This window comes from Actinocorallia aurantiaca (assembly GCF_039533685.1).
In the GTDB taxonomy this organism is placed as follows: domain Bacteria; phylum Actinomycetota; class Actinomycetes; order Streptosporangiales; family Streptosporangiaceae; genus Actinocorallia; species Actinocorallia aurantiaca.
In genome coordinates, this window is the sequence record NZ_BAAATZ010000018.1 from 41,532 (window position 1) to 59,288 (window position 17,757).

General features: G+C 72.6%; 14 protein-coding genes. 5 read left to right on the forward strand and 9 right to left on the reverse strand.

Going from position 1 to position 17,757, the window contains the following annotated elements; genetic code table 11:
- Positions 1 to 49: 49 nt before the first annotated feature.
- Both ABD327_RS21675 and ABD327_RS21680 read left to right on the forward strand, forming a co-directional pair.
- A complete protein-coding gene (locus ABD327_RS21675) occupies positions 50 to 2,428 on the forward strand; it encodes an AAA family ATPase (RefSeq protein WP_425547172.1) in 2,379 nt (792 codons plus the stop codon).
- Positions 2,429 to 2,444: 16 nt separating this feature from the next.
- Entirely contained in the window at positions 2,445 to 3,293 is an 849-nt protein-coding gene (locus ABD327_RS21680) for a 5-oxoprolinase subunit C family protein (protein ID WP_344452409.1), read from the forward strand.
- Positions 3,294 to 3,404: 111 nt separating this feature from the next.
- Here the strand turns inward: ABD327_RS21680 and ABD327_RS21685 are convergent, their stop codons facing one another.
- The 9 genes from ABD327_RS21685 to ABD327_RS21725 all read right to left on the reverse strand — a co-directional run bounded on the left by ABD327_RS21685 (position 3,405) and on the right by ABD327_RS21725 (position 12,057).
- Positions 3,405 to 4,463, reverse strand: coding sequence for a winged helix DNA-binding domain-containing protein (locus ABD327_RS21685; RefSeq protein WP_344452410.1), 1,059 nt, complete (start codon positions 4,461 to 4,463; stop codon positions 3,405 to 3,407).
- 66 nt (positions 4,464 to 4,529) lie between these two features.
- Positions 4,530 to 5,123 (reverse strand): 5-oxoprolinase subunit PxpB, encoded by a 594-nt coding sequence (pxpB, locus tag ABD327_RS21690; protein ID WP_344452411.1) that lies wholly within the window; start codon positions 5,121 to 5,123, stop codon positions 4,530 to 4,532.
- Positions 5,120 to 5,863 (reverse strand): LamB/YcsF family protein, encoded by a 744-nt coding sequence (locus tag ABD327_RS21695; protein WP_425547177.1) that lies wholly within the window; start codon positions 5,861 to 5,863, stop codon positions 5,120 to 5,122. The genes pxpB and ABD327_RS21695 overlap by 4 nt, the downstream gene beginning before the upstream one ends.
- A 68-nt stretch (positions 5,864 to 5,931) precedes the next feature.
- On the reverse strand, positions 5,932 to 6,297 hold the full coding sequence (locus ABD327_RS21700; protein ID WP_344452412.1) for a hypothetical protein: 366 nt from the start codon (positions 6,295 to 6,297) through the stop codon (positions 5,932 to 5,934).
- Position 6,298: 1 nt separating this feature from the next.
- Positions 6,299 to 7,987 (reverse strand): TY-Chap domain-containing protein, encoded by a 1,689-nt coding sequence (locus tag ABD327_RS21705; RefSeq protein ID WP_344452413.1) that lies wholly within the window; start codon positions 7,985 to 7,987, stop codon positions 6,299 to 6,301.
- 5 nt (positions 7,988 to 7,992) lie between these two features.
- Entirely contained in the window at positions 7,993 to 9,099 is a 1,107-nt protein-coding gene (locus ABD327_RS21710; protein WP_344452415.1) for a TY-Chap domain-containing protein, read from the reverse strand.
- Positions 9,100 to 9,202: 103 nt separating this feature from the next.
- Complete coding sequence (locus ABD327_RS21715) at positions 9,203 to 10,705, reverse strand: hypothetical protein (RefSeq protein WP_344452416.1); 1,503 nt, start codon at positions 10,703 to 10,705, stop codon at positions 9,203 to 9,205.
- 34 nt (positions 10,706 to 10,739) lie between these two features.
- Positions 10,740 to 11,408, reverse strand: coding sequence for a cytochrome b/b6 domain-containing protein (locus tag ABD327_RS21720; protein ID WP_344452418.1), 669 nt, complete (start codon positions 11,406 to 11,408; stop codon positions 10,740 to 10,742).
- The gene (locus tag ABD327_RS21725) at positions 11,392 to 12,057 is read right to left on the reverse strand and encodes a molybdopterin-dependent oxidoreductase (protein ID WP_344452419.1); all 666 of its coding nucleotides are present in this window, start codon (positions 12,055 to 12,057) and stop codon (positions 11,392 to 11,394) included. The genes ABD327_RS21720 and ABD327_RS21725 overlap by 17 nt, the downstream gene beginning before the upstream one ends.
- A gap of 675 nt (positions 12,058 to 12,732) precedes the next feature.
- Between ABD327_RS21725 and ABD327_RS21730 the strand changes: the two genes are divergently transcribed.
- The 3 genes from ABD327_RS21730 (at position 12,733) to ABD327_RS21740 (ending at position 17,754) form a co-directional block, all read left to right on the forward strand.
- The gene (locus ABD327_RS21730; RefSeq protein WP_344452420.1) at positions 12,733 to 14,862 is read left to right on the forward strand and encodes a SpoIIE family protein phosphatase; all 2,130 of its coding nucleotides are present in this window, start codon (positions 12,733 to 12,735) and stop codon (positions 14,860 to 14,862) included.
- A gap of 194 nt (positions 14,863 to 15,056) precedes the next feature.
- Positions 15,057 to 16,616, forward strand: a complete 1,560-nt coding sequence (locus tag ABD327_RS21735) for an RNA polymerase sigma factor (RefSeq protein WP_425547173.1) — start codon at positions 15,057 to 15,059, stop codon at positions 16,614 to 16,616.
- 142 nt (positions 16,617 to 16,758) lie between these two features.
- The gene (locus tag ABD327_RS21740; protein ID WP_344452422.1) at positions 16,759 to 17,754 is read left to right on the forward strand and encodes a hypothetical protein; all 996 of its coding nucleotides are present in this window, start codon (positions 16,759 to 16,761) and stop codon (positions 17,752 to 17,754) included.
- The last annotated feature ends 3 nt before the right edge of the window (positions 17,755 to 17,757 follow it).

Consider the following 17,757-nt stretch of genomic DNA (forward strand, 5'->3'; position numbering starts at 1 on the left):
GCCGGACCCTGGACGCGGCGGCCTTCACCGGTCAGTCTTTTCCTTCAAGATGGAAGCGTCGGGACGCCCGAAGAACCGGCCGCCGACATGTGCGGCGCGGGAGCTTTTCGAGCGCACTCGAGCCATATATTTTCAGATTCATTCTGGAATAAGGCGACTTGCTGGGCTCTTCTTGCTGGCGCTCACCCTCACCGGCGCGGTGGTGGCCGGGCTGCCGGTGGGGTCTGTTCTGGCCGGCGCCCTCCTGCTGCTGGTGGTGGTCGATCTGACGTTCCGCTCCCCGGCGGGGATCGCCGTCCTCGCGGTGACAGCCTGCTGGCTCGCCGTGACGGTCCCGCTCGCCCGACTGTTCCCCGAGCCCGGCTACCACGTCTCCTTCCTCGCGCTCCTGGGCCCGTTCGTCGCGCTGGCCTCCCTGTACCTGCGGGGGTACGTCCCCTGGCGCAGCGCGCTGTGGGCGCTGGGCGTCGCGGGACTGGCGACGGCGGTGCTGGCCCAGCCCGCGCCGCGGCTGCACGTCGCGCCCGCCTGGACGGCGGCCCTGCTCGTCCTGGCCTACCGGTGGGACCAGGCGAGGCGGATGACCGCCGCCGACGCCTACGACTCGGGCTGGGTGGAGGAGACGGCCGTGCCCGCCGGGCCGCCCGCCGCCGCGCCCGTGCCCGCCCCGGCCCCCCGCCAGGAGCCCCGGCCCCCGGCGGAGCCCGAACCCGAGCCGGAACCCGAGCCTCCGCCGTCGGTGGCCGCCGCGCTGGCCGAACTGGAGGGCATGATCGGGCTCGCCCCGGTCAAGCAGCAGGTCCGCTCGATCGCGGCCTCGATCGAGGCCGCGCACCTGCGGGCCGAGGCGGGGGTGCCGATCGAGAAGCCCCTGCGGCACCTGGTGTTCACCGGGCCGGCCGGCACCGGTAAGACCACGGTCGCCCGCACCCTGGCCAAGATCTTCTACGCGTTCGGGCTGCTGCCCTCCGCCCGGGTCGTCGAGGTGCACCGCGCCGACCTGGTGGGGGAGTACCTCGGCGCGACCGCGATCAAGACCAACCAGGTGATCGACTCCGCGCTCGGCGGCGTCCTGTTCGTCGACGAGGCGTACTCGCTGGTCAACACCGGCGACGGCCAGCCCGACCGCTTCGGCAACGAGGCGGTGCAGGCCCTGCTGAAACGCGCCGAGGACGACCGCGACCGGCTGGTGATCATCCTCGCCGGATACGAGGCGGAGATGGAGGAGCTCCTGGACTCCAACCCCGGGCTCGCCTCCCGCTTCGGCACCCGGATCCTCTTCCCCGGCTACCGGCCGTCCGAACTGCTGGAGATCTGCCGGGCGAACGTCGAGTCCCGGGGCGACGTCCTGTCCGACGACGCCCGGACCTACCTGGAGTCCCGCTTCGAGGAGATCTACCGGCGCGGCATCGTCGACCAGCTCGGCAACGGGCGGTTCGTGCGCTCGCTGGCCGAGAGCGCCGCGCGGGCCCGCGACCTGCGGGTGGTCTCCCGGAGCGCGCACCCGTCGGCGACGGAGCTGGTGACGGTCCGCGCCGCCGACACGCGGACCGCCTACGAGGAGCTCACCGCCCGCTACCGCGGATACGCCGAGACCCCCACGCTGGAGGAGGCGCTGGCCTCGCTGGAGGCGATGATCGGCCTGGCCCCGGTCAAGAGGCAGGTCCGCGAGATCACCGCGCAGCTCCAGGTCCGGCGGCTGCGCACCGCGCAGGGACTGCCCGCCCAGCCGCCGATGCGGCACTTCGTCTTCACCGGCCCGCCCGGCACCGGCAAGACCACGGTGGCCCGGGTCCTCGGCCGGATCTTCGCCGCGCTGGGCCTGCTGGCCCGGCCCGACGTCGTCGAGGTCTCCCGGGTCGACCTGGTCGGCGAGCACCTGGGCGCGACCGCCATCAAGACCAACAAGGTCATCGACTCCGCGCTCGGCGGGGTGCTGTTCATCGACGAGGCCTACAGCCTGGTCGGCACCGGCTACTCCGGCGGCGACGCGTTCGGGCAGGAGGCCGTCCAGACCCTTCTGAAGCGGGCCGAGGACGACCGGGACAGGCTGGTGGTCATCCTCGCCGGGTATCCGGCCGACATGGAACGGCTGCTGGCCGTCAACCCCGGGCTCGCGTCCCGCTTCGACACCCGGATCCCCTTCCCCTCCTACGGGCCGGACGAGCTGCTGCGGATCGCCGTCGCGATCGCCGCCGAGCACGGCGACCGCTGGGACGACGACGCGCTGGACGACCTGGCGCTGCTCTTCCAGCGCGCGTGCGGCCGCGGCGCGATCGACGGCCTGGGCAACGCCCGGTTCGCCCGGAGCGTCTACGAGCGCGCGTGCACCGCCCGGGACGTGCGGGTCTCCTCGCTGGCCGACCCGACCACCGACGACCTGGTCACGCTGACCCAGCCCGACATCCACACCGACGGGACGGGCTGACCGTTAGTCTCGAGCCATGATCGAGGTGCTGCGCTCCGGTCCGCTGACCACCGTCCAGGACCTGGGACGCCCCGGGCTGGCGGCGCTGGGCGTACCGGTGTCGGGGGCCGCCGACGCGGCGAGCCTCACCCTCGCCAACCGGCTGGTCGGCAACCCCGAGGACGCCGCCGCGCTGGAACTGACCTTCGGCGGCGCGAGCCTGCGCTTCACCCGCCCGTCCTGGATCGCGCTGACCGGCGCCCCCGCCCCCTGGACGCTGGACGGGCGCCCGAGCCCGGTGAACGCCCCCTGCTTCGTCGCGGCGGGCGCGACCGTCGACGTCGGCGTCCCGCCGCCCGGCCTGCGCAGCTACCTGGCCGTCCGGGGCGGCGTCGCCGTCGAACCCGTGCTGGGCAGCCGCGCGACCGACCTGCTCTCGGGCCTCGGCCCGCCCCCGCTGGCCCCCGGCGCCCGGCTCCCCGTGGGCGAACCCGCGGGGGACTTCCCCGGAGTGGACGTCGCCGCCGTCCCCGGGCCGCCCGCCGACCCCGTCCTGCGCGTCGTCCCCGGCCCCCGCGACGACTGGTTCGCCCCCGGCGCCCTGGCCCTGCTGACGGGCTCCCCCTATGAGGTGACCGCCCAGAGCAACCGCGTCGGCGTCCGGCTGTCCGGGCCCGCCCTCACCCGGGCCCGCGAAGGCGAGCTGCCCAGCGAGGGCATGGTCACCGGGGCCCTGCAGCTGCCTCCCAGCGGCCAGCCCATCCTCTTCCTCGCCGACCACCCCACCACCGGCGGCTACCCCGTCCTCGCCGTCGTCACCACCCCGGACCTCCCCCTGGCGGCCCAGCTCAGACCCGGCGACCACGTCCGCTTCCGCCTCGCCTGACCACGACCGGCCGAGGTGCTCCCAGCACCCGCCTCGCCGAGGAGACCGGGCGCCGACTCCGCTTTCCGGCCGCGCGGCTCCATGACGGCGGACGCGTCCGCCCGGCGGAAGTCAGGCGAGACGCTTCCAGCGCTCCAGTTCGTCTCGCAGGAGGAGGGCCGGCACCTCCTCCCACAGGGAGGTCTCGCCGGTCTGCGGATCCCAGGTGCCCGCGACACGGCCCTGGTGGAGGACGACCGGGGCGATCCAGCCCGCGGCGCGGCTGACCTCGGGCCTGCGGCCGGGAGGGATGAGACGGGCCGCGTCGGTGCCGGCGCCCAGGACGTACTGGTCGAAGGGGCCGAGAAGGCGGACCGCGGAGGTGGGCGCCGTCTCCAGCAGCCCGTCCAGCTCCGAGGTGAGGGCGTACATCTCCTCGCCCTCCACGTCCACCGCGGACAGCTCGTCGTCCAAGGCGGCGAACCAGCGCCTGACGTCGGACTTCCTGCTGGTCCTGCGCATGAGCCAGTTGTCGAACATGAGCGGGGTCGCCGGACCGTGCGCGCCCAGGTAGGCGCGCAGCACCACCCGTGCGGCCTCCTCCACCGCGGGGAACTCGCCGAGGCCGGGAGAGGTGAAGGTGACCTTGCCGCCGCGGGAGGGCCCGTGGCAGAGCACGCCCCACCAGGCGAGCGGTTTGAGCAGGGTGCCCCAACCGGAGCCGAGCGCCTGGCGCAGGTGCTCGGAGCCGGTGCGCTCCAGGACGGCCTCGGCGAGCTCCTCGCGGGTGAGCGCGGCGCCGTCGAGGACCTCGCGGGCGGCTTCGGCGATCGCCTCCAGGTCGGCGGGGGTGGCGCCGAAGGCCTTCGTCCAGCTGGGCTTCTCCCAGTTGCGGACGGTGGCGCACAACGCGAGGTAGGCGGGAGCGTCGTCACGGGGGAGCAGGTGCAGGGTGCCGCGCATCGCCCACGTCCTGACCAGCCCCGATTCGGTCGGGCCGTTCCTCCCCGCCTCGCCGGGCGGGGCCGCGCCGCGCACCACCAGGGCCTGCGCGGCGGCGGAGGCCACCTGGGCCTGCACCCCCGCCAGCCGACGGGTGATCACGACCGGATCGCCGTGCTCCTCGGGTTCGAGCAGGAACTGCCGGCGCATCCGCCAGGCCAGCACCTGCGGCCAGGTGAGGTTCCGCATGCCCGTGACGCTACGCCACTCCGCCGACATTTCCCGCCGGGCGCGTCACCGTCCGGCCGGAGAAGATCACCGGCTGGGGGAGAACCGCACCCTGTCGCCGGGGCCCAGCAGCGAGGGCGGGTCGCGGCGCACGTCCCACAGCACCAGATCGGTGCGGCCCAGCAGCCGCCAACCACCGGGCGACGCCGACGGGTACACCGCGGCGTACGGGCCCGCGATCGCCACCGACCCCGCCGGGACGGACGTGCGGGGCGTCCGCCGGCGCGGCACCCGCAGCACGGGGTCGATCCCCGTCAGATAGCCGAAACCGGGGGAGAACCCCAGATAGGCGACGGTGTACTCGGCGGCGCTGTGCCGGGCGACGACCTCGTCCACGGTCAGCCCCGTCAGTTCCGCGACCTCCGCGAGGTCGGCCCCGTCGTAGACGACGGGGACCTCCACCTCCCGGCCTGGCGGCCCGGCCTCGCCGGGCTCCAGCGAGCGCAGCCGCCGCTCGACGAGCTCCAGCCCGTCCGACGCGACGACCAGCACCGTCGTCTCGCCCGGCACCACGTCGGTCACGCCGGGCAGCCCCGCGGCCAGGATCGCGGCCCGCAGCGCGTGCGGGGAGGAGGTCTCCACCAGGAGCCCCCGGTCGCCGGCCCGCCGGATCTCCCTCATACGAACGGGATGATCTGGACGCCCGCGTCGCTCAGCGCCCCCCGGACCGACCTGGCCAGCTCGACCGCGCCCGGAGTGTCTCCGTGCACGCAGATCGACCGGGCCGAGACGGGGACGACCGTCCCGTCGATCGCCTCGACCTCGCCGGCCACCGCCATCCGGACGGCCCGTTCGGCGACCTCCTGCGGGTCGGTGACGACGGCGACCGGCGAGCGCCGCGGCACCAGCGTGCCCTCCGGGGTGTAGGCGCGGTCGGCGTAGCACTCGGAGACGACCTGGAGCTCGTCATCGACCTCGGCCAGCACCGAGCCCGGCAGGGTCAGCACCGGCAGCGACGGGTCGAACGACAGCACCGCCTCGGCCACCGCGGCGGCCTGCCCCCGGTCGTGGACGACGCGGTTGTAGAGCGCGCCGTGCGGCTTGACGTAGGAGACCCGGCCGCCGCAGCTGCGCGCGATGCCGTCGAGCGCGGACAGCTGGTAGAGGATCTCGGCCGCCAGCTCGTCGAACGGCACGTCCATCGCGCGGCGCCCGAACCCGGCCAGGTCGCGGTAGGAGACCTGCGCGCCGATCGCCACCCCGTGCGCGACCGCGGCGCGGCAGGTCAGCCGGATGATGAGCGGGTCCCCCGCGTGGAAGCCGCAGGCGATGTTGGCGCTGGTGACCACCGACATGAGCGCGGAGTCGTCGCCGAGCCGCCAGACGCCGAAGCCCTCGCCGAGGTCGGCGTTGAGGTCCATGGTGCGCAGGTCCATGACGGTGGGCCTCCTTCCCTGGTCCGCGGCGGATCCGGCCACCGGCCGGTCGGTCATCGGTAGACCTCCTCGCGGACGTCGCTCACCTCGGTGACCGGCGCCCAGGCCTGGTAGACGCCGCGGTCGAAGTGCTCGAGCCCGAGCGCCTCGGCCACCGGGGCGCGCCCGCCGGTGTACTCCACCCGCAGCCAGCCCTCGTGCTCGCCGATGATGAGGAACGGCTCGTCGCGCCACCGGCAGCGGGTCACCACGTAGTAGAGACCCTCGACCTCGGTTTCGGGGACGACCTTCACGAACCTGCCGGGGGCGGCGGCGACGAAGCCCATCCTGGGGTCGGCCGAGTACAGCCTGATCTCCTCGTGGGCGGGGCCGCAGGGGAACTCCTCGCCCATCCACCGGGCGTAGTAGCCGTCTCTCATCTCAGACCGCCACCCATCGGGTGCCGTCGGCGTCGAACAGCGCGACCAGCCTGCGCCGTCCCGACCTGTCGAAACGGTAGATCTCCGCACCGTGCGGCAGCCGCTGGCTGTCGATCTTGAACTCGGGGACGGCGGGGCCCGTGCCGGGCGCGAACCCGGTGCCGTCGAACGGCGGGTGCTCGACCACCCAGCCGCCGGGCGCGGCCGCCATCGCCGCCTCGTCCGTCCCGCCGTAGGGCGGGCGCAGCGCCTCGGCGAACCGGGCGTGCCAGCGCAGCACGTGCACCGACTCGTCGTCGGCGGAGAAGGAGGAGGAGCCGCCGTGGCCGAGGCCGAGGGCGGAGTACAGCTGCTTGGGGGTGGCGAACGGCAGGATGTCGGACACCCTGTGGACATACCCGGCTACCCGGTCGTATCCCCCTTCCAGGTAGTGCACGACCAGCGGGTGCGGCAGCACCTTCTGCATGACGGGCCGGACCGGCGCGCCGCCGACCCTGGCGATGGTGAGGGGGTCGAGGTAGCCCGCGTCCGGATGCCCGTCGTCGATCGCCAGCTGCCAGTGCGGCTGCGGCCACCCGGACGCCAGCGTCTTCAGGTCGGTGGCCTGGTGCGGCTCGGACGGCGGAGCGGTGAACGCCCGCACGTAGACGCCGTCCGAGTAGACGACGGTTCCGGCCACGTACAGCTCGGCCTTCAGCAGGACCGCCAGGTAGCTCTCCCTGTCCCCGTTGGCCTTGGCCTCGGCGAGCCGGAGCGCCGTCTTGTTGGGCTTGGGCCTCGCGGGCTCGAGCGCGGCGGGCCCGGACGCCTCAAGCCCTCCGGCCGTGGGCCTGACGGAGGGGGGCTCCGCCTGCGTGAACGCGCCGGGGTCGGATTCCCGCGGGTCGAACGCGCCCGCGCCGGTTCCATACGAGCCGGACATGTCCGCGCCGTATCCGTAGGAACCGGACATGTCCGGGCTGTAGTCGTAGGAGCCGGACGGCGCGGCGTCGGTTCCGTACGGACCCGAGGAGTCGGGGCCGTAGCCGTGCGGGTCCGAGACGTCAGGGCCCGCGGGCCGCGGCGGTGGCGGCGGTTCGGCCGGCGGAGGCTGGAGGAGCTGCTCCGGCTCGGGTTCGAAGGCCGGCCCGGGCGGGAGCGGAGGCTCGGCCGGAAACCGCTCCGGCAGGGGCTGCGTCTGCGGCGCGAACGGCGGGGGCTCGGCGGGAGGAGTGGGCGGGGGCACCGGGGAGAGCAGCGGCGGAACGTGCTTCTCCACGGGCCGCAGCGGATCCGACTGGTCCAGGCCCAGCTCGGTGAGGTCGAGGAAGGTGGAGTCCCGGAAGGACTCGTAGACGAGCTCGGACGGCAGGGCCACCCCCTGGACGTCCCGCAGCGCGATCACCATGATCGAGGCGAGCCGCCGGAACGCGTCCGGGGGCGAGTGGAAGGGCAGGTCGAACGTCCAGTTCCCGTACGACTCCGGCCGGTCCCAGCCCAGTTCGGCGAGCCGCTCCTCGCTCCTGGGGTCGAAGCGCAGGTCGGCCACGAGGACCTCGCTGCTGACCGCTTCGGCGTGCACGCCGTCCCCGGTCCGGAACGCCTGCACGTAGTGGCTGCCCTGCACCCTGCGGTGCACCACGAGCACCATCTGCGGGTGGAGCCCGGCCAGCTCGCGGGCCAGCCGCTCGGTGAATTCCGCCCAGTCCATGGTGATCAGTCGGTCCGGCCGGCCTGAGCCCAGCGGCCGCTCACGGCGTCGAACACCGCGAGCAGGCCCTGACCCGACCACAGCTGCGCGCCGTGCGGCAGCCGGATCGCCTGGCCGGGAGCGGCCACGGGAGCGGGCGGAGCGGGCGGGAGAGGAGCGGGCGGGAGCGGGTCGGGAGCCCAGGCCGCGGAGAGCGCGGGGACGGGCGGGACCTGCGGGACGGGCGGGACGGTGACGGGCTCGACCGGCGCGGCCTGCGCGGATGTGCGGTGCATGGTGTCCAGTCGCAGGATCATCGCCGCGTCCAGCTGGATCTCGCTGGGCAGGTCGAGGTTGATGGTCAGGTGCCAGGAAGGGTCGGGCCAGGCCTTGGCGAGCGCGGCGAACGTCGTCCTGCCGTGCAGCCCGGCGTACCCGGCGGCGCCCTGCGCCTGCACCGAGGTGAACGCCAGCACGTGGACGACCCCGTCGCGCTGGATCGTCTGGAACTCCGCCGGCGCCGTGCCGCCCGACGGGAGCAGCAGCTCGGCGCCGAGCAGCAGGTCGAAGTAGCCGAGGTGGTCGCCGCGCGTCCGCGCGTCGGCGAGCCTGTCCTCCAGCGAGGGCGGGGCGGCCGGCGGGGAGCCGTTCACCGGCGCGGCGATCGGGCTGGGCCTGCGGTCGGCGACCCGCTGCGGGTCGGAGGGCTCGATGCCGAAGCCGGTCAGCTCGATCAGCCCTGACCCGTGCCGGTGGAAGGACTCGTACACCAGGTCCAGCGGCCGACGCACGCCCTGGACGTCGCGCAGCGCGGTCACCATCATGTCGGAGAGCAGGGCGAACCCGGCGGGCCCGGTGTCGGGCGGCAGCTCGGTCCACCAGTTGGCGGGCGACCAGTCGGCGGTCGGCGGGAGCCAGCCGGCCTCGGTGAGGACCTCCTCGTCCGAGGGGCCGAGCAGCAGCGGGCCCTCCAGGAAGTTGTTGCTCACCGCCTCGGCGTACAGCCGGTCGGGCTCGCGCATCGCCTGGACGTAGTGCCTGCTCTCCTCACGCTCCCGGACGATCAGGATCGTGTCGCGGTCGAGGTTCGCGAGCTCGAGGGCGAACCGCTGGGCGAACTCCGACCACTCCAAGGTGAAACTCCACTTTCCGTAGCGGGGAGCCCCCCGGTCTTCCTGCGCATGATCCCTGTCCGTCCGCGCCTTCGCAAACGACGGGGCGGGCAGAGGACACAGTCTAGAGCCCGTCGGCGCGGAGGTCTCGGAGAGCTCTGCACAGGGCCCGCCGGTCGAGGTCGTGCTCGACGACGAGAAGCATCAGCCGGTGCACCAGCAGATGGCGTTCGGCCCCCTGGTCGAGGAGGTGCTGCGCGGTCTCCCACAGGTCGGGCGGGTCGCCGCGCCACAGCCGGACCGCCAGCCGTTCGTAGCCCTCGAGTTCGGCCTCGGTGGCGCCGGGGTGCTCGAAGGACAGCAGCTCCCGCCGGTCGGACGGGTCGGACGGGTCGAGCGAGGCCAGCGAGCCGGTCAGGAAGGGCAGCGCGAACGCCCGGCGGGGCAGGGCCTCCAGGTCGCCGTCCGGGAGGAGCTTCTCGACCAGGGTGCGGTCCAGCCCGAAGGTGACCGGGTCGCGGTAGGCCTCGCCGAACTTGTGCGTGGCGTCCCACACGGCGTCCAGGGTGACGCGGACCCCGGCCTCGGGCAGGCCGGTGCGGCGGCCCGCCCAGCGCACCCAGGCGGCCAGCACGTGCGGCATGGCCTCCTGCTCCGGCGGGGTGAGGAAGATCTTCCGGGGCAGCCAGTCGAGCAGGAACATCTCGCACTTGACGGGGCTGACCCGCAGCGGCCTGCCGAAGTCCCGGGTGCAGCCGTAGTCGATGATGCGGTCGACGCACCTGCCCGCGGCCGACAGGTCCGACAGCTCCTCGGCCTCGCGGGAGGCCAGGAACCGGGCGGCGAGCGTGGCCCGCCGGTCGGCGCTGTAGACGGGGGACGGCGGCCTGCGACCGCCGGGCGGGAGCGCCCGCACCCGGGCGCGCAGGAACGCGTGGTAGGAGGCGAAGGTGTCGCTGACGGGGGCGTCGGCCAGCGAGTCGGTCAGCGCGAGCGCCGGTTCCAGCAGCGCCCTGGCCTGGGCCGGGGTGAGTTCGGTGAACTCGGTGAGCTCGCCCGCCGCCTCGGTGCGGCAGTGGTCGAGCAGCCTGTCGACCTTGGAGGTGACCCAGGCGTCCCGGACGAGGCCGCTCTCGCAGGGCACGTCCCAGCGCCCGCCGAGGTTGTTGTCGACCACGACGACGAGGGCGTGGCGCTCGCTCCCCGCGTAGGTGTAGGTGCAGACCACCGAGTCCTGGTCGCCGTAGGCGTCGCGGGAGACGTAGCACTCCCCGGCCTGGATCAGCCCCACCTTGTGGGCCCACGGCGGGCGGGCGACGCCCTCGTCGATCAGCCGGAGCGCCTTGCGCTCGGCCGTCGCGGCCTGCCTGGGCGTGCCGAGGTAGGCGACTCCCGCCAGCAGGGCCAGCGAGGCCGGGGTGCCCTTCTCGGACGCGTGGTCCAGCAGGGCCTCGCCGACGAGTTCCTCGACGTCGCCGCCGCCCGTCCGGCGGCCGTACCAGGCGCCGAGGATCTCGCTGACGATCAGCTCGGCGTCGAGGGGGCTGCGGACTGCCAGCAGCTCCCGTGCGTGCAGGAGCATGTCGTCGAAGATCCCGGAGATCTCCTCGGTGGGGCGCGGACTCACGTTCAGCCACCTTACCCGCACGCAGCGGGGACCCTTAGGGACGAACCCGCCCGGATGTCCGTTCATTCCGGGGGGATTCCTCGCGGTCCGCCTGGCGGGACGCCTCCGCGAACCATCCGGCGTGGTGCTCGGCGGCCCACCGGGCGGACACCGACCCGGTGATCATGCCGCGCATCGCCTCACGGTCGCGCAGGGCGTACCAGAGGTGGCCGCAGGTCATCACGGCGACGGCGAGGAACAGCCAGTCGTGGACGAACGTCGCCCCGGTGCGCAGGGACACGGGCCACGGGCCGGGGAAGGCCAGCATCGTCCCGGTCGCCAGCATCACGAGGACGGAGCCGGCGACGAACGCGGCGTTGATCTTCTGGCCCGCGTTGAACTTCCCCACGGGGAGCACGCCGGCTCCGTCCCGGACGTCGCGGCGGTCGCGGCGGCGCAGCCACTGCCAGTCGACGGGGGCGAAGCGGTCGAGACGCCGCAGATCCTCCCGGAATCCGCGTGAGATCACGCCGAGGAGGACGGGGAGTGGCAACGAGAAGCCCGTCCATATATGGATCGTCTTCAGCAGGTTCCTGCGGCCGACGAGCGTGGAGACCGCGGGGAGGTAGAGGCACACCGCGGTGGCCAGGCAGACGAGCATCAGCAGGGCCGTGACGTGGTGGGCGGTGCGCTCCGGCACCCCGAACCTAGGCAGTCGGGACATCGGCCCGCCCGTTCGACCGGCCCACCCAGGCGTCCACGTCGTAGCCGCGCAGCTCCCAGTAGCCCGGCTCGACCTTGTCGACCACCTCGATGCCGCCCAGCCACTTCAGGGACTTGTAGGCGTACATGGGGGTCACATGGAGCCGTACGGGCCCGCCGTGGTCGTGCGTGACGGGCTTGCCGTACATGGAGGTCGCGACCAGGACGTCCCTGCGCCGGGCCTGCTTCATGGTCAGCGACTCGGTGTAGACCCCGTCGAAGGAGGTGATCGTCAACGCCGCCGCGTCCGGGTCGGCGCCGCAGGCGTCCAGCAGGTCGGGCAGCGCGACCCCGCCCCACTCCACATCCGGGACCCGCCAGCCGGTCACGCACTGGAAGTCCCTGGTCAGCGAGGTCTGCGGCAGCGCCGCCAGCTCGGCCATGGTGAACGTCCGGGGCCGCTCGACCCGTCCCGAGACCTTCAGCCGGTAGTCCTGCGCCGTGCGCCGCCGCACCGACGAGACGACCGAGTAGTACCGGAACCCGCCGCCCACCGGTACGAAGTCGCCGATCGGCTCGAGCGCCTCGTTCACGCCCTTCTGCAGGTGCGCGCCCGTCGCGACGCCGAAGGCGCCGAGGCCCAGCATGCCCAGCACTATCCGGCGCCCCACCGGTGCGCCTCTCGCATGCGCTGCGGGTTCCGTGGGTTCCGTGCCTTCCAGGTCCATTCCGGCATTCCACCAGGTGGTCATCCCCATGGCCAGCAGAGGACGCGGATCGTAAGGGATCCATAATGCCGGCGCCCCGTCGAGCGCTACGAGGCGCCGGCGAGCCGGTCCGGAAGGACGCGCCCGCCGAAGAGGCGCCGATCGCGAGGTTCGGCGCGCCGACAGGATTCGGCAAACAGAAGGTATGGATCTTCCTGGCACCGCCGGGTGGGCGGCGGGAGACGCTCCGGAGGGCCGGGGCCTTGCGGGAAGGGCCTCCTGCCGCCCGGCCGCCGACCTCGCGGGGCTCGAGGCGCTGGTCGAGGTCCGGAAGGGGTCCCCGCCTCGCGGGCCAGGAAAGGGATACCGGCGAGTTAGGGGCCACGGAGCGGTCCCAGCCTTTAGGATCTCGAGGCGGCTCGCACCATGGACGCCTGGAGAAGGGGACGCATAGGGTGTTCCTTGCAGGCTGAGCTGAAGGGGGCGGACGGTTGTGGAAACCGTGTCGACCCCGGAATGATGAGACCTGACTCCGACCGCTGTTGTGATGGAGGCGGGGGCACTAGCCTGCCCCCATTCACCCATAGTGATGACCATTTGCCTCGCAGTAGGGCCTGAGGGGCGCCGGAGGTGGCGGCGATGAGCACTGATACATCCGTGCCCGGCCCGCGTGTCTCGGGCCTGGCCGCCTCGGACTCCGCGCTGTTCGCGACCCTGATCAAGGAAGCCCCCATGGGCTTCGCGTTCTTCGACACCGGACTCCGCTGCCACCGGATCAACGACACGCTGGCCGGGCTGCTGGGCAGCCCCGTGGCCGAGCTGGTCGACCGCGTCCCCGGGGAGATCATGCCCGAGGAGCCCGCCGCCACGGCGGCGGCGTGCCTGCGGGAGGTGATCTCCACCGACCGGTCGGTGATCGACAAGGACCTCAGATTCGAGGTGCCTCCGCGGGACGGGGGCGAGGGCGGGCCCGAAGGGCCCGCTGAGCCGGATTCCTCGGGACCCGCGGAGGTCCGCTGCTGGGCGACGAGCTGGTTCCCCTCGCACGGGCCCGACGGCAAGCTCCTGGGCGTGGCCCTGATCGCCGTCGACGTCACCGAGCGGCGCCTGGACGAGGAGCAGATCCGCCGCAAGGAGGAGCGCTACCGCTCCCTGGTGGAGGCCAGCTCCCAGGTCGTGTGGGTGGCGTCCCCGGCCGGCGAGGCCGTGGACGACGCGCCGGAGTGGCGCGCGATCACCGGCCAGAGCATCGAGGAGTACCGCGAGGGCGGCTGGCTGGCGGTGGTGCACGAGGAGGACCGCCAGCGCGTCGAGGCGGCCTGGCGGGAGTGCCTGGAGGACGTGCGGACCTTCCAGAGCGGTTACCGGGTGCGCACCAGGACCGGCGCCTACCGGCAGTACGAGGTGCGGGCCGTGCCGATCAAGCGCGGCGAGCGGGTGGTGGAGTGGGTCGGCGCCAACACCGACGTCACCGGCCAGCGCGAGGCCGACGAGATGCGCGGTCGCCTGACCGAGCAGCTGTCCGCCGCCGCTCTGCGCACCGCGCGGCTGCAGCAGGCCACCTCGATGCTGGCCGAGGCGCTGACCGTCGGCCAGGTCGTCTCGGTGATCACCGAGGTGGGCCGCTCCGCGATCGGCGCCGACCGCTCGGCGGTCGCGCTGCTGGACCACAACCGCCTCAAGCTCTCGGTGATCACGCCGGGGACCGAGCAGGAGGGGGAGAACTCCCAGGTCGTCGCGGTCAGCGCGGCGACCGCGATGTCGGTGGCGGTGCGCGAGAGCCGCCCGTTCCTGGCGGGGACCCCCGACAGCCTGCGCCGCCAGCTCGGCGGCGAGGAGGAGCTGGAACGCTACCTGGAGCGCACCGACGAGCGAGCCTGGGTCGGCCTGCCGCTGCTCATGGCGGGTTCGGCGATCGGCGCGCTGCGCTTCGCCTTCACCCGGCCCCGGGAGATCACCGAGGAGGAGCGGGTCTTCCTGGAGGCGCTGGCCGGCCAGTGCGCCCTGGCCGTGGGCCGCGCCACCCTGTACGAGCAGGAGCACAGCACCGCCGAGCAGCTCCAGCGCAGCCTGCTGCCCGACAGCCTGCCCCAGCTCGCCGAGATGCAGCTGGCGGCCCGCTACCACCCCGCCACCCGGCACGTCCAGGTCGGCGGGGACTGGTACGACGCCTTCAAGCTCGCCGACGACAGGCTCGCGATAGCCGTCGGCGACGTCATGGGCAAGGGCGTCCTGGCCGCCTCGGTCATGGGCCGCGTCCGCAACGCCCTGCGCGCCCTGGCCCTGAACGACCCGCGCCCCGCCGCGGTGCTGGCGGGGCTCGACCGCGTCTTCAGCGCCACGGAGGACGAGGAGCAGTTCACGACCCTCGCCTACGCGGTGATCAACCCCGACACGGGGGCCGGCGTGGTGTCCGTCGCCGGCCATCCGCCCGCCCTGGTGGTCCGTCCCGACGGGCCGCCGACGCTCGGCCTCTCCGAGCCCGGAACCCCGCTGGGATGGCCCAGTCAGAGACAACAGTCAAGTTTTTCCGTGGAACCCGGCAACACTGTGGTCTTCTATTCCGATGGACTGGTGGAGAACCGTCGGCGGGGGGTCGACGCGGGCCTCGACGAATTGGTCGCGGTAGCCGGGAACGCCCCGTCCGAAGTGGTCAGGGATCCGGAGATTCTGGTGGACTATCTGGTCGATCAGATGCTCGCGGGGTACGACCAGGACGACGACGTCACGGTACTCGCGCTCCATGTTCCACCCAGAAACTCGGCGTAGTCCGTACGAAGGACCACTGGACTCCCCCTAAGGTGGTGTGTTAGCGGGCTCCGGGTACGATGCTCCTTCCCTTACGGGCCTGAGGCTCGCGCCCCCTGCCCCGGGGGTCGGGCCGTAGAAGCCACACGTTCGTTCGAGAGGTATTTGTGTCGCCTGCCAGTTCTACCTCGAAGCCGTCCGAGCTGCATGACATCGTGATCGAGCAGCTCCTCGAACGTGCCAGGACGCAGGGCTACATCGAGGCCGATGATGTACGCCGAACCTTCGAGGAGGCCGACATTCCGGTGTCGAAGGCCCCCGCCATCCTGCGGAGCCTCAGCAAGGAGGGTGTGACCGTCATGGTGACAGCTGCTAATTCCGCGGCGCCCAAGCGCCCGCGGAAGACCGCCGCCACCCCCGGCCGATCCAAGACCAAGACCGCGGCCGCCGCCAAGGACAAGCCCGAGACGGTGACCTCGGTGGTGGAGGAGGGGCAGGAAGAGGCCCCCGCCAAGCCCGCCCGTGCCGCCGCCCCGCGCAAGCCGAGAGCCGCTGCGGCCAAGCCCGCGGCCGCCAGGAAGGCGGCCCCAGCCAAGAAGGCGGCTCCCGGCAAGCCCGCCTCCGCCAAGAAGGCGGGCGCGGACGACGAGGCCGAGGAGCTCGAGGAGATCGAGATCGACCTCGAGGACCTCGAGGTCGAGGACGTCGCCCCCGTCGTGGTCGCCGAGGAGACCGAGGACGAGGACGGCCCCCAGACCGGGGTGCCCAAGCCGCGTGCCGCCGCCGGGGCCGAGGAGGGCTTCGTCCTCACCGACACCGACGACGACGAGGACGCCCCCGTCCAGCAGATCGTCGCGGCCGGCGCCACCGCCGACCCGGTCAAGGACTACCTCAAGCAGATCGGCAAGGTCCCGCTGCTCAACGCCGAGCAGGAGGTCGAGCTCGCCAAGCGCATCGAGGCCGGCCTGTTCGCCGAGGAGCGCCTGGCCAACGAGGCCGGCAGGCTCTCGGAGGAGGACCTGGAAGACCTCGAGTGGATCGCCGAGGACGGCCGCCGGGCCAAGAACCACCTGCTGGAGGCCAACCTCCGGCTCGTGGTCTCGCTGGCCAAGCGCTACACCGGCCGCGGCATGCTGTTCCTGGACCTGATCCAGGAGGGCAACCTCGGTCTGATCCGCGCGGTCGAGAAGTTCGACTACACCAAGGGCTACAAGTTCTCCACGTACGCCACCTGGTGGATCCGGCAGGCGATCACCCGGGCCATGGCCGACCAGGCGCGGACCATCCGCATCCCGGTCCACATGGTCGAAGTGATCAACAAGCTGGCCCGGGTGCAGCGGCAGATGCTCCAGGACCTGGGCCGCGAGCCCACCCCGGAGGAGCTGGCCAAGGAACTCGACATGACGCCCGAGAAGGTCGTCGAGGTGCAGAAGTACGGCCGGGAGCCGATCTCGCTGCACACCCCGCTGGGCGAGGACGGCGACAGCGAGTTCGGTGACCTGATCGAGGACTCCGAGGCGATCGTCCCGGCGGACGCGGTGAGCTTCACCCTGCTGCAGGAGCAGCTGCACTCGGTGCTCGACACGCTCTCGGAGCGTGAGGCGGGCGTGGTGTCGATGCGGTTCGGCCTGACCGACGGCCAGCCCAAGACGCTGGACGAGATCGGCAAGGTCTACGGGGTGACCCGGGAGCGGATCCGGCAGATCGAGTCCAAGACCATGTCGAAGCTGCGCCACCCGTCGCGTTCCCAGGTGCTGCGCGACTATCTCGACTAGAACTCGATTCGAACACAACGGACCGTCTCTTACAGGCGGTCCGTTGTGTTTTGACCGCTTTGCCCCTCGAAACGTCGCCACTTAACACGGTATTTACCTATAGGTAGCTACCGCTGCGCCGTCCTTCCCTACTCTCCAGGACATGGGAGTGATGGAGGTTGACCGGGTGCTGACGACGGGTGGCCACCGCCCGCGCGCGGCACGCGTGATCAGCGGACGCCCCTGGCGGGATCCGGTACTGGACCGGGCCTGCGACGCCGTCCGCGAACGCTACCTGAGAGTCGCGGTCTCAGCCCTCTGGGAGACCCGAACCGATTTCGAACTGCGCTCGCTCCGCGTCGAGTACCTCGCCAAGGCCGCCGTCGGCCTGAGCAAGGGCATCGAGGCGCTGCTGACGCAGGATCCCCACAATCCCGACCTGCACCTGTGGCTGGGCCGCACCCTGATCGAGGAGGCCTGGCGGATCCGTCCCGCCGCCCGCTCACGATCGCAGCAGGCCGGCGGCTACCAGGCCTTCACCAAGGCACTGCACAACGCGCGGGCTCCGTTGAAGACCGCCGCCGAGCTGTTCGGGGACGATCCGGTGCCCTGGGAGTCCATGCAGTGGCTGGCCCTGGGCCTGGAAACCGACACCGCCGACAAGGAGACGCTCTGGAACAGGGCGTCCGAACGCTGGCCCACCCTCTACGGGGCCCACGTCGCCCGGGTCATCAGCCTCTCGCCCCAGTGGGGCGGGGTCGCCGAGGAGATGTTCGACTTCGCCCGGGTGGCGATGAGCATGTCGAGCCGGGAGGACCCCCGGGCCGCGCTGATACCGCTCGCCTACTTCGAGTACTTCGTCCAGGAACGTTCCGGACTGATCAAGGGCTCGTCCTCCTGGTTCAGCGTGGAGGAGATCCGGGACGTCGAGGCCGCCGCCCGCGGCTGGCACGAAGGACATCGCCCGCACCCGCGGACGCTGGAGGCGCACAACCTCTTCGGCGCCGCCTTCCATCTGGCCGACGCCCGCCGTCCGGCCCGCAACCACCTGCTGCGCACCCAGGGGCGGCCTTCCTCACTGCCGTGGAGCTACCTGGGCGGCAACGAGGTCGATCAGTACGTCAAGGCGTGCAAGCACCTGAACATCATCGGCCACTGACAG